At 46.4% G+C, this 12094-nt stretch carries 10 protein-coding genes and 4 tRNA genes; 12 read left to right on the plus strand and 2 right to left on the minus strand.

All coding sequences use genetic code 11. The features are described 5' to 3' along the window. The first annotated feature begins 6 nt into the window (after positions 1 to 6). Genes MUB50_RS06230 through MUB50_RS06245 form a run of 4 tightly spaced genes read left to right on the plus strand, consistent with a single transcriptional unit; the run spans position 7 to position 4098 of the window. Positions 7 to 1341 carry a MurT ligase domain-containing protein gene (locus MUB50_RS06230; RefSeq protein WP_118513021.1) on the plus strand — a complete coding sequence of 445 codons (1335 nt, stop codon included), beginning with the start codon at positions 7 to 9 and terminating at the stop codon, positions 1339 to 1341. Next, positions 1338 to 2066: a type 1 glutamine amidotransferase gene (locus MUB50_RS06235; protein WP_015526951.1), complete on the plus strand. Its 729-nt coding sequence runs from the start codon at positions 1338 to 1340 to the stop codon at positions 2064 to 2066. Before MUB50_RS06230 ends, MUB50_RS06235 begins: the two co-directional genes overlap by 4 nt. Before the next feature lie 9 nt (positions 2067 to 2075). Beyond that, positions 2076 to 2693, plus strand: a complete 618-nt coding sequence (locus MUB50_RS06240) for a WYL domain-containing protein (RefSeq protein ID WP_118513022.1) — start codon at positions 2076 to 2078, stop codon at positions 2691 to 2693. Positions 2694 to 2706: 13 nt separating this feature from the next. Next, entirely contained in the window at positions 2707 to 4098 is a 1392-nt protein-coding gene (locus MUB50_RS06245) for a substrate-binding domain-containing protein (RefSeq protein ID WP_138277145.1), read from the plus strand. 95 nt (positions 4099 to 4193) lie between these two features. Here MUB50_RS06245 and MUB50_RS06250 read toward each other — a convergent pair whose 3' ends face one another. Beyond that, the gene (locus tag MUB50_RS06250) at positions 4194 to 4766 is read right to left on the minus strand and encodes a xanthine phosphoribosyltransferase (protein WP_015526955.1); all 573 of its coding nucleotides are present in this window, start codon (positions 4764 to 4766) and stop codon (positions 4194 to 4196) included. 173 nt (positions 4767 to 4939) lie between these two features. Here MUB50_RS06250 and MUB50_RS06255 point away from each other — a divergent pair, with 173 nt between their 5' ends. From MUB50_RS06255 to MUB50_RS06265, 3 genes are all read left to right on the plus strand, one after another. Beyond that, positions 4940 to 5167 carry a hypothetical protein gene (locus MUB50_RS06255; protein WP_015526956.1) on the plus strand — a complete coding sequence of 76 codons (228 nt, stop codon included), beginning with the start codon at positions 4940 to 4942 and terminating at the stop codon, positions 5165 to 5167. A 14-nt stretch (positions 5168 to 5181) separates the two neighbouring features. Continuing rightward, on the plus strand, positions 5182 to 5550 hold the full coding sequence (locus tag MUB50_RS06260; RefSeq protein ID WP_118513024.1) for a metal-sensing transcriptional repressor: 369 nt from the start codon (positions 5182 to 5184) through the stop codon (positions 5548 to 5550). A 94-nt stretch (positions 5551 to 5644) separates the two neighbouring features. After that, entirely contained in the window at positions 5645 to 6481 is an 837-nt protein-coding gene (locus MUB50_RS06265) for an Mrp/NBP35 family ATP-binding protein (protein WP_118513025.1), read from the plus strand. Between the two features lie 169 nt (positions 6482 to 6650). Here MUB50_RS06265 and MUB50_RS06270 read toward each other — a convergent pair whose 3' ends face one another. Beyond that, the gene (locus MUB50_RS06270) at positions 6651 to 7529 is read right to left on the minus strand and encodes a LysR family transcriptional regulator (RefSeq protein WP_021650784.1); all 879 of its coding nucleotides are present in this window, start codon (positions 7527 to 7529) and stop codon (positions 6651 to 6653) included. Between the two features lie 154 nt (positions 7530 to 7683). Between MUB50_RS06270 and MUB50_RS06275 the strand changes: the two genes are divergently transcribed. From MUB50_RS06275 to MUB50_RS06295, 5 genes are all read left to right on the plus strand, one after another. Then, the gene (locus tag MUB50_RS06275; protein WP_118624171.1) at positions 7684 to 11439 is read left to right on the plus strand and encodes a phosphoribosylformylglycinamidine synthase; all 3756 of its coding nucleotides are present in this window, start codon (positions 7684 to 7686) and stop codon (positions 11437 to 11439) included. Between the two features lie 183 nt (positions 11440 to 11622). Then, a tRNA-Val gene (locus tag MUB50_RS06280) sits at positions 11623 to 11695 on the plus strand. Between the two features lie 17 nt (positions 11696 to 11712). Beyond that, positions 11713 to 11786: transfer RNA gene (locus tag MUB50_RS06285), tRNA-Met, on the plus strand. Positions 11787 to 11793: 7 nt separating this feature from the next. Continuing rightward, positions 11794 to 11866, plus strand: a tRNA-Val gene (locus MUB50_RS06290). Positions 11867 to 11882: 16 nt separating this feature from the next. Beyond that, positions 11883 to 11956 (plus strand) — tRNA-Met (locus MUB50_RS06295). Positions 11957 to 12094 lie beyond the last annotated feature (138 nt).

Consider the following 12094-nt stretch of genomic DNA (forward strand, 5'->3'; position numbering starts at 1 on the left):
AAGATTATGAAAATAAGAACAACTATTGCTGTGATGGCAGCAAAGATCACAGGACATGTCTGTAAGCTTATGGGCCGGCAGGGTGTGACCTGGGCCGGTAAGGTCGCGATGAAGATCTGTCCGGATATCCTGGAAGAGCTTTCTTCTCAGGTAAGAGAAAAAATATTTGTAGTATGCGGAACCAACGGAAAGACCACAACCAATAACATGCTGTGCGCAGGCCTTGAGGCAGAGGGAAAAAAGGTCATCTGCAATCATACCGGTTCAAATATGCTGAACGGAGTTGTGGCAGCCTTTGTATTGGGGGCCAAATTCAGCGGAAAACTGGATGCGGATTATGCCTGTATAGAGGTGGATGAGGCATCCACAAGACATGTGTTCACAAGAATCAAACCGGATTATATGGTTATGACCAATCTGTTCCGTGATCAGCTGGACCGTTATGGCGAGATCGATATCACTATGAACATCCTGGAAGAAATGATGAAAAAGGTTCCGGATATGAAGGTCATTGTCAATGGCGACGATGCACTGTCTGCATATCTTGCCATGGACTGCGGAAATCCTTTTGTAACCTACGGGATCAGCAAACCGGTGATCGAGAACAAAACAAACGAGATCCGTGAGGGCCGGTTCTGTAAGTGCTGTGGAGAAAGACTGATCTACAGCTTCTATCATTACAGTCAGCTGGGTGACTACAGATGTCCGAAATGCGGCTTTAAACGTCCGGAGATCGACTTTGATGCCACAGATGTGAAGGTGGATGATCAGATCGCCTTTACAGTGGAAGATAAACGGATCGTGGCCAATTATAAGGGATTCTATAATGTGTATAATATTCTGGCTGCTTATGCGGGAATTCGTACCGCAGGCTTTAAGGCGGAGCATTTTAATGAGATGCTCCGGAAGTTTAACCCGGAGAACGGACGCAATGAACAGTTTCGGATCAAGGGCACCGGTGTTGTTCTGAATCTAGCTAAGAATCCGGCCGGTTTTAACCAGAACATTTCAGCTGTGATGCAGGACGGATCACCAAAGGATATCATCATTGTGATCAATGATAATGCACAGGATGGAAAAGATATCTCCTGGCTCTGGGATGTGGATTTTGATCTTTTCGGAGGGGACAATATCAATTCCATCACAGTCAGTGGTATCCGGTGTCAGGATATGCGCCTCCGTCTGAAATATGTGGATATCCCGTCCATGCTGGAAAATGATGTGGAGACAGCCATCCGCAAACGAATCGGGGATGGATGCGGCAATCTTTATGTACTTGTTAATTATACGGCGCTGTTTGGCACCAGAAATATCCTGAAGAAACTGGAGGGTGAGAAATGAAGATAACGATAGGACATTTATATCCGGATCTTCTGAACCTTTACGGTGACAGAGGAAATATCCAGTGTCTGATGAAGCGCTGTCTCTGGAGAGGAATCGAGGCAGAAACCATAGCCTACGAACTGGATGACAGAATCGATTTTTCCAAACTGGATATCGTACTTCTTGGCGGTGGCTCCGACAGAGAACAGATGCTGGTATGTGAAAAGCTGAAAGAAATCCAGAAGGATTTCAAGGCGTATGTGGAAGATAATGGAGTTGTGATCGCAATCTGTGGAGGGTATCAGCTCCTTGGAAATTATTATAAAACTGATCAGGGAATGATCGAAGGGCTGAAGCTTGTAGATATGAGCACTGAGCAGGGAAAAGGCCGCCTTATTGGAAACATTGTGATGCAGAGCGATCTTTTTGATATGCCTATCGTAGGCTTTGAAAATCATGGAGGGCGTACCACCATCGGAAACAACAGATCCCTGGGGAAGGTTCTGTCAGGATACGGAAATGACGGACAATCCGGAGAGGAAGGGGTTGTATACAAAAATGTGATCGGTACGTATCTTCACGGACCACTTCTTCCCAAGAATCCGCAGCTTGCAGATCTTCTGATCAGCCGTGCACTGGAAAAGAAATACGGTAAAAAGATCGAACTTGAGAAACTGGACGACAGCGAGGAACAGGAGGCAAACTCCTATATTTTCCACCGCTTTGTAAAAAACGAAGGATAAGAGGGCAGTATGGCAAAATCAAACAATCAGAAGGCGAAGATCCTGTACCTTGAAAAAATGCTGCGGGAAACAGGGGAGCATCGGGTAATATCTATGCAGAAGATCCTTGAGAATCTTGAGAAACAGGGAATCCGTGCAGAGCGAAAGAGCATTTATGATGATGTGGAGGTATTACGTTCTTTTGGAATGGATATCCGTTATACAAGAGAACGGCCGGGTGGTTATTATCTTGCCGGTGAGAGTGCCGGAGAGGAACAGCTGTCTGAAGAACCCGGGCTGACTGCTGAAGCTAAGGATATTCGTGAAACTAAAGATATTCATGAGACATCTGTGACAGGGTACCGGAAGCTTCTTGAGGCTTCAGCCGGAACCATAAAAAAAGAAATAAAACTTCTCTGTGCCGGAGCTGTACAGGTGGAGGTGAGAGACTTTTTCGGCACAGCTGCAGAATATAAAATGAAAGATAGCGGAGATCTGACGGTAACTGCAGAACTTCCGGAAAATGGAAAATTCTACGGATGGCTGACCGGGATGGGCGGCAGTGTACGTATCCTGAAACCCAAGAAATCTGCAGCCGCCTACAGAGACTATCTGAAATCACTGGCAAAGGACTATAAAGGCTTATAGGAGAGATTTGATCATGAAGAAAAAAACAGCAATCCTGCTTGTGGGAGCTTTTGTCTTTACAGCAGCCTTTTCCGGCTGTGGAAAAAACAAAGAGGCGACAGAGGCAGCCAATGAAAGTGTGGAGTCTGAAGACCCGGAAGGAAAAGCCAAAAACAGCGATGATGCAGAGAAAGAAGAAAAAGAAGAAGCAAAGGAAACTGCGGCAGCAGATAAGAAAGTAGGTGTGTTTCTGCCTTCATCAGCAGATGATCCCCGTTGGTCTGCTGATGGAGAAACTCTTCAGAATACACTGGAAGATGATGGATATGATGCAGAGATATTTTGGGCAGATGAAGACAGTGATACGCAGGTATCCCAGATTCAGTCTATTCTGGATGATGAAGAGCTTTCTGCACTTGTCATCGCACCTGCAGATGCTTACAGCCTGAACGATGTGCTGGAGCAGGTGTACGAGAAATCCATTCCCGTGATTTCGTACGATCAGCTGATCATGGATACAGATAAGGTCAACTATTATGTTACCTTTAATACAAGAAAAGCCGGAAAAATGGTGGGAGATTCCATCATAAAAAAAATGGATCTGGAGAAAGCACGGGAAGAAAAGAAAACTCTGACCATTGAGTTCCTTATGGGCTCTCCGGATGATCGTGACGCACTGTTCTTTTATAATGGAGTGATGGAGAAGCTTCAGGAATATTTCGACGATGGAACACTGGCATGTACTTCAGGAAAGCTGACCTTTGATGATACTGCAGTGATGCGTTCCGGAAGAAATACCGCAAAGAATGATATGGCGGAGATCCTTTCTCAGAATTATACAGAGGATGCGCCGGATATTATCTGCACAGGTGCCGATGACCTTGCACTTGGGGCTGTGGATGCTCTGGAGGATGCTGGATATGTGTCTGGAGAGGATGGCTGGCCTATGATCACAGGAGGCGGCTGTGAGGCAGAAGCAGTGACAGCTGTGATCCAGGGAAAGATTGAGGATGATCTGCTGTTTGATAACCGTGTACTGGCAAATGATTGTGTAACGATGGTGGATGCTATTCTGAAAGGGGAGAAACCGGAGATCTCCGATTATGAGCAGTATGATAACGGGACCAAGATCGTGGGAACTGTGACCAGTGATATCCAGCTGATCGATGCAGATAATTATCAGATGCTTGTGGATGACGGATATTATGAAGAGAATGAAATCATGCCGGAGGCAACTGCCACACCAACGCCGACAGTGACACCGGAAGCTACGGTGACGGAAGAACCGGATATAGATGAAAATACAACGGAAGCTGCATCGGCTTCATCGGAAAAGGAAGAAACGGAAATTTCCGGAACACCGACACCGGAGGAAACAGTAACTCCGACACCTTCAGAGAAGCCAGAAAAGGATGCCACTGCATAAATCAGAAATGACATCATGATCCGGCTGTGATAAAAATAAAAATACTCCTGGAAACAATGTATATAAGTTTTCAGGAGTATTTTTTATGATAAATCTTATTCACGGAAAGTAAGTTTGCCATCAGCAATGGAATCAATGATAGCAAGAGATTCCAGGTGGATACCCATGTCACGGATGGTCTGTCCGCCGGACTGGAAGCCTTTTTCGATAACGATTCCGGCTCCTTCAAGAGTTGCGCCGGATTTCTTAACGATGTCGATCAGACCGAGAAGTGCACAGCCATTGGCAAGAAAATCATCGATCAGGAGTACGTGATCTTCCGGTCCGAGAAATTTCTTGGAAAGGATCACATCGTAAACTTTCTTGTGGGTGAAAGACTCTACCTTGGTGGTGTACATCTCGCCGTCAAGGTTCACACTCTGTGCTTTTTTGGCAAATACAACCGGTACATGGAAATACTGTGCCGCAATACAGGCAATACCGATACCGGAAGCTTCGATGGTAAGGATCTTGGTGATTGGACAGTGGTCAAAACGTTTCTTGAATTCTTTGCCGACCTCGTTGATCAGGTCAATATCCATCTGATGATTCAGAAAGCTGTCCACTTTTAAAATATTTCCTTCTTTTACTACGCCGTCTGTCAGAATTCTGTCTTTTAAAAGCTGCATGAAATTTATCTCCTTTGATTTATCACATTAATATATGTTTACCGCCCACGGACAGAGCAGTAATATTTTTAATATGTATCATACGACAATATTTGCGTGAGTGCAATTATTTTTGACAAAAAAACATAAAATTATTATAATAGATAAGATGACGAAGAAAGGAACAGGCACAGATGAAAGAGTACGAAGTAATCTGGGAAATTTTTAACAAATGCCCGAGAAATCAGATGCGTGATGTATTTGTGGAAGAAGTGGAGATTGCAGATCCGGAAGCGTATGTGAAACAGAAATTTCAGGGGAAGGATGTCTCCTACGAGAAGACAGTACTGGAAGACGGAACCATCATTTTTGACATTCAGACATCTATGATCCGGCAGCGCTGTTCTTTCACGGAAATCTGAAGGAGGAAATACACATGAAAGAAACACATGTGCACGTTCTCGAGGATGGAACCGTTCTTGAGCATACCCACGGGGAACAGGAACATGTGCATACTCACGATAGCACACATCCTCATCATCACAGCCACGCACAGACCAAGGCCGTACTCAACAGACTTTCCAGGGCCATTGGTCATATGGAATCCATTAAGCGTATGGTGGAGGAAGGACGTGACTGCAGCGAAGTGCTGATCCAGCTGTCAGCCGTAAAATCTGCGATCAATAATACAGGCAAGATCATACTGCAGGATCATATAGAACACTGCATCGTGGATGCAGTAGAGCATGGAGACAGGGATGCTATCAAAGAACTGGAAAAAGCGATCGACAGATTTATGAAGTAAGGTAAGGAGTTCATGAGAGATCATGAATGAGAAAAATGCACGGACAGAGAGTCAGTTCGGTCAGTGTAAATACAAAGAATGAGAGGAATCTATTATGGCAAAAGAGTGTAGCAATACATCCTGCAACAAATCAAGCTGTGAAGGCTGCGGAGAGAAGAAAAACCAGAGCCTCATGGCAGAACCAAATGTTTTTTCTGACGTAAAACATGTGATCGGAGTTGTCAGCGGAAAGGGAGGCGTGGGTAAATCCTTCGTAACAGGCTCCCTGGCAAACCTGATGGCTTCCAAGGGATATAAAGTGGGCATTATGGATGCTGATATCACCGGTCCGTCCATCCCGAAGATGTATGGCATCAAGGGCAATGCACAGGGCAGTGACAATGGGATCTATCCGATGCCAACTGCAAATGGAATCGAGGTTATGTCTGTAAACCTTCTTCTTCCGGATGAGGAGACACCGGTGATCTGGAGAGGTCCGGTCCTTGCAAATATGGTAAAACAGTTTTGGAGTGATGTGATCTGGGGTGAATTGGATTATCTCTTTGTAGATATGCCGCCAGGAACCGGAGATGTTCCGCTGACAGTATTCCAGTCCCTGCCGATCGAGGGTGTTGTGATCGTTACTTCCCCGCAGGATCTGGTCCGCATGATCGTCAAGAAGGCCTATAATATGGCTGATATGATGAAGGTTCCGGTCCTTGGAATCGTGGAGAACTATAGCTATGTGAAATGTCCGGACTGCGGAAAAGAGATCAAGGTCTTTGGCGAGAGCCATATCGATGAGATCGCTGCAGAATTGAAGGTTCCGGTCCTGGGCAAGATGCCGATTGACGTGAAGCTTGCAGAGCTTGCAGACAGCGGTCTGTTCAGTAAGATCGAGAATGAGTATATCACCGCGGCAGCAGACGTGATGCCGAAGGCTGAAGCGTAAGTAATAAGAATAATATCTGACCGATATCAATAACAGAAAAGACCACCGGAATTGAGTATATAAGGATCGTAATAACCTTATGGCAGATTCCGGTGGCTTTTTTTAACTGGATCAGGGAAATATCCTGCTTCAATCGCGAAAAGCAGTAAGCGGCAGGGACTTGATCGTATCAGATCTGGGAAAAATATTTCAGAAAACACTGGGCAGCCTGAGAAAGCTGCAGTGCTTCATGATGAGCGATCACGGCACTTCTTGCAGGCAGAGGTGTTTTCAGATGGACAGGTTCCAGGCCCGGACGGTTGCGGAGCATATAATCCGGGATACAGGCAATACCAAGTCCGATCTCTGCAAGATCGATCAGCAGATCGTTGCTGTTCAGTTCAACCTCAGGCAGCAGCTTCAGTCCCTGGGCTGCAAACACCTGATGAAGATATTCGCTGGTGGTACTCTTTGGAGCGAGCATCAGGATGGGATAATCCAGAAGATTTTCCATGGAAAGAGGAGATTTGCCCATGGTGAAATAGTCCGGATTTGCCACGAAGATATCCCGGAATTCCAGCACAGTCTGAAGCTTGGTGTGGGCCGAAAGCCGGGAATTCGGGTAGTTGGTGACGATCAGCTCAGCCTGGCCGTTTTCCAGAAGCTCCGCACATCCGATAGAAGTACTGTTGATGATCTTGATCCGTACCTCCGGATGATCCTTGTGGAAACGGCGGAGATAGGGGATGAGAAAATAGCGGCACAGAGTATCGCTGGCACCGATCCGCAGCTGACCGGTAAGATTTCCTTCTCCGGAAAGGACAGCCTCTCCCTCGTTTAGCATGGAAAGGGCCGGTTTTACATGTTGGAGAAGAAGCTCTCCCTCCGGAGTCAGGATGACCCGTTTGGTGCTGCGCACAAACAGAGTATGGCCCAGCTTTTTTTCAAGGTTTTTGACGGCCTGGCTTACTGCAGACTGTGAGATAAAAAGCTGTCTGGAAGCCTCCGAAAAGCTCAGTGTTGTGGCCACATAATAAAACACTTTGTAAAGTTCAAGATTGATATCCATATGTGAAAAATCCTCCGCTTATAAATGATATAAGATATATTAATTTTACTAATGATATTTCCTATGATACTATATTTTCAGCAGAAAAGAAAGACTGAAATGCTTTCTGCACGTTTACCATCCTTATTATCGGATATAGAGAAAGGAGCCTTCTATGAGCAACGTAAGACGTGTGTATGTAGAAAAGAAACCTGCCTTTGCAGTAAAAGCAAAGGAACTGAAACATGAGATCAAACATTATCTTGGTATCAGCACTGTGACAGCAGTCCGTGAGCTGATCCGTTATGACGTGGAGAATATCTCCGATGAAGTATTTGAGAAAGCCTGCAAGACCGTATTTGCAGAGCCGCCGGTAGATGATCTGTATCTTGAAAAATTTGATGTGGCAGAGGGCGCACGTGTATTTTCCGTAGAATTCCTTCCCGGACAGTTTGACCAGAGAGCAGATTCTGCAGTGCAGTGTGTACAGTTCCTGGATGAGAATGCAGCACCGATCATCCGTTCAGCAACTACTTATGTAATTGAAGGAACCGTTACAGATGCAGAGTTTGAGGCAATCAAACATCACTGCATCAACCCTGTGGATTCCCGTGAGACAGGTCTTGAGAAGCCGGAAACACTGGTAACAGTATTCCCGGATCCTGAGGATGTGAAGATTTTTGACGGATTCAAGGATATGGCTGAGGCTGATCTGAAGGAGCTGTACGCTTCTCTGAACCTCGCCATGACATTCAAGGACTTCCAGCATATCCAGAATTATTTCAGGAATGAAGAGAAACGCGATCCTTCCATGACAGAGATCCGCGTTCTGGATACCTACTGGTCTGATCATTGCCGTCATACTACTTTCTCCACAGAGCTTACCAGCGTGAAGTTTGATGAAGGTGATTATAAGACTCCTATCGAAAAAACATACAAAGAATATCTGGATGCCCATAAGAACATGTACAAGGGCCGTGACGATAAGTTTGTCTGCCTGATGGATCTTGCACTTATGGCAATGAAGAAACTGAAAGCAGAAGGCAAGCTGGCAGATCAGGAAGAGTCTGATGAGATCAATGCCTGCAGTATCGTGGTACCGGTGGACGTGGATGGAAAAGAAGAAGAGTGGCTGATCAACTTCAAGAATGAGACACACAACCATCCGACGGAGATTGAGCCTTTTGGTGGTGCGGCAACCTGCCTTGGCGGAGCCATCCGTGATCCGCTTTCCGGACGTACCTATGTATACCAGGCGATGCGTGTGACAGGTGCAGCAGATCCTACCGTATCCGTAAAGGAAACTCTGAAGGGAAAACTTCCGCAGAAGAAGCTTGTCCGCAGCGCAGCCCACGGCTACAGTTCCTACGGAAATCAGATCGGTCTTGCAACCGGTGCTGTAAAAGAGATCTATCATCCGGACTACGTTGCAAAACGTATGGAGATCGGTGCGGTTATGGGTGCGGCTCCGAGACGTGCGGTCATCCGTGAAAATTCCGACCCGGGAGATATCATCATCCTTCTTGGCGGACGTACCGGCCGTGACGGTATCGGCGGTGCAACAGGTTCCTCCAAGGTCCACACAGAGGCTTCCATCGAGGTTTGCGGCGCTGAGGTGCAGAAAGGTAACGCACCTACCGAGCGTAAGATCCAGAGAATGTTCCGCAGAGAGGAAGTCAGCCATATCATCAAGAAATGTAACGACTTCGGCGCAGGCGGTGTTTCCGTTGCCATTGGCGAGCTGGCACCGGGACTTCAGATCGACCTTGACAAGGTTCCGAAAAAATACGCAGGTCTTGACGGCACTGAGATCGCCATCTCTGAGTCTCAGGAGCGTATGGCTGTTGTAGTTGACCCGAAAGATGTGGATACTTTCCTGAAATTTGCAAATGAAGAGAATCTTGAGGCAGTTCCGGTTGCAGTTGTAACTGAGGAGCCACGCCTTGTCCTTAACTGGAGAGGAAAAGAGATCGTAAATATCTCCCGCGCATTCCTGGATACCAACGGTGCACATCAGGAGACCTCCGTTGAGGTTGAGATCCCGTCAAAGGACGGAAATCTTTTCGAGGAACGTCCGGATGTAACAGACGTAAAGAAAAAATGGCTGGATGTTCTTGCTGACCTGAATGTATGCTCACAGAAGGGCCTTGTGGAGATGTTTGACGGCTCCATTGGCGCAGGCAGTGTATTTATGCCTCACGGTGGCAAATATCAGCTGACAGAGACACAGTCCATGGTTGCAAAGGTTCCGGTACAGAACGGAAAAACAGAGACTGTTACCATGATGAGCTACGGCTTTGATCCATACCTTTCCTCATGGAGTCCGTATCATGGAGCTGCCTACGCAGTAACTGAGTCTGTTGCCAAGATCGTTGCAACCGGTGGTGACTATAAGAAGATCCGTTTCACCTTCCAGGAATACTTCCGTCGTATGACAGAAGATCCTAAGAGATGGAGCCAGCCGTTCTCCGCACTGCTTGGCGCTTATGCGGCACAGATCGGATTCGGCCTTCCTTCCATCGGCGGTAAGGACAGTATGTCCGGAACCTTCAATGATATTGATGTTCCTCCGACACTGGTGTCTTTCGCAGTGGATGTTGCAAAGGTAAAAGATGTGATCACACCGGAATTCAAAAAAGCAGGAAGCAGGCTGGTATGGCTCCGTGCACCGAAGGATTCCTATGATCTTCCGGATTACCCGGCTCTTATGGAGCAGTATGATAAATTACACCAGGATATCCAGGCAGGCCGTGTGATCTCCGCATATGCACTTGACCGTCATGGAATCGCTGCCGCAGTCAGCAAGATGGCCTTTGGTAACGGCATGGGCGTAAAGATCGAGCATAACCTTGATCCAAGAGATTTCTTTGCTCCGGCATTCGGTGATATCATCTGTGAGGTTCCGGATGGAAAAGTCGGTGAGCTTGCCATTACCTATACTGTGATCGGTGAGGTTACGGATAATGCGAAGTTCACCTATGGTGATACAGAGATTACTCTGAAAGAGGCGCTTTCCACATGGGAAGGAACTCTGGAGAATGTATTTAAAACAGCAGCAGGAACCGAGGATGTCAAGGCAGATGATGGTTCCCTTTACAAAGCAGACAGCATCTATGTATGCAAACATAAAGTTGCAAAACCACGTGTATTTATTCCGGTATTCCCTGGAACAAACTGCGAGTATGACAGCACCCGTGCATTTGAGAGAGCAGGTGCCGAGGTAGACGTAAAGGTATTCAAGAACCTTACAGCAGAAGATATCCATGATTCTGTAGAACTCTTTGAGAAAGCCATCGCTCAGGCACAGATGATCATGTTCCCGGGCGGCTTCTCAGCTGGAGATGAGCCGGACGGATCTGCGAAATTCTTTGCTACCGCATTCCAGAACGAGAAGATCAAGGAGGCAGTTATGAAGCTCCTCAATGAGCGTGACGGTCTTGCTCTTGGTATCTGCAACGGATTCCAGGCACTGATCAAACTTGGACTGGTACCGTACGGTGAGATCTGCGGACAGAAAGAGGATTCTCCGACACTGACCTACAACACTATCGGACGTCACGTATCCAGGATGGTTTACACCAAGGTTGTCAGCAACAAGTCTCCATGGCTTCAGAAAGCACAGCTTGGCGGCGTATACTGTAATCCGGCTTCTCATGGTGAGGGACGTTTTGTCGCAAACGATGAGTGGCTGAAGAAACTCAAGGAAAACGGACAGATCGCAACAGAGTATGTACCGGTAGATGAGACCGGATATGAGGGTGAGTTTAACGTAAACGGCTCTTATATGAACATCGAGGGTATCACAAGCCCGGATGGACGTGTCCTCGGAAAGATGGCACACAGTGAGCGTCGTGACGCAGGCGTTGCTGTTAATATCTACGGAGAACAGGATATCAAGATTTTCGAATCTGGTGTTGAGTACTTCAAGTAATATCCGTAAGCATGCAGTGGCAGGGGATTTCAGACCTCCCTGCCACTGTAAAAATACAAAAAAGCATATATTTTTTAAAAAATTAAAAAAAGTGAAAAAAACTGTTGACACAAGTCATAAACCATTATATAATAGCAAAGCGAGTTGCGGAACGGAAGAGTTCTTAAGACAAGCGTTTGTTATGGGATCTTAGCTCAGCTGGGAGAGCATCTGCCTTACAAGCAGAGGGTCATAGGTTCGAGCCCTATAGGTCCCATGTTACAAAAAAGATATGGCGAGATAGCTCAGTTGGCTAGAGCACACGGTTCATACCCGTGGTGTCGAGGGTTCGAATCCCCCTCTCGCTATTTATATGGGATCTTAGCTCAGCTGGGAGAGCATCTGCCTTACAAGCAGAGGGTCATAGGTTCGAGCCCTATAGGTCCCATGTTACAAAAGAATATGGCGAGATAGCTCAGTTGGCTAGAGCACACGGTTCATACCCGTGGTGTCGAGGGTTCGAATCCCCCTCTCGCTACTTAACAAAAGGTCTGAAGATTCAATTTCATTGGGTTTTCGGACTTTTTTTGTTATAAAATTCCGGTTGTCTGTGGTAAGACCAGATGTGAAAAGTTAAGATTGACATTTTACATCGTTTTTTTTATCATAGTAAAAG

It is taken from the genome of Blautia sp. NSJ-140, assembly GCF_022868965.1.
In the GTDB taxonomy this organism is placed as follows: domain Bacteria; phylum Bacillota; class Clostridia; order Lachnospirales; family Lachnospiraceae; genus Blautia_A.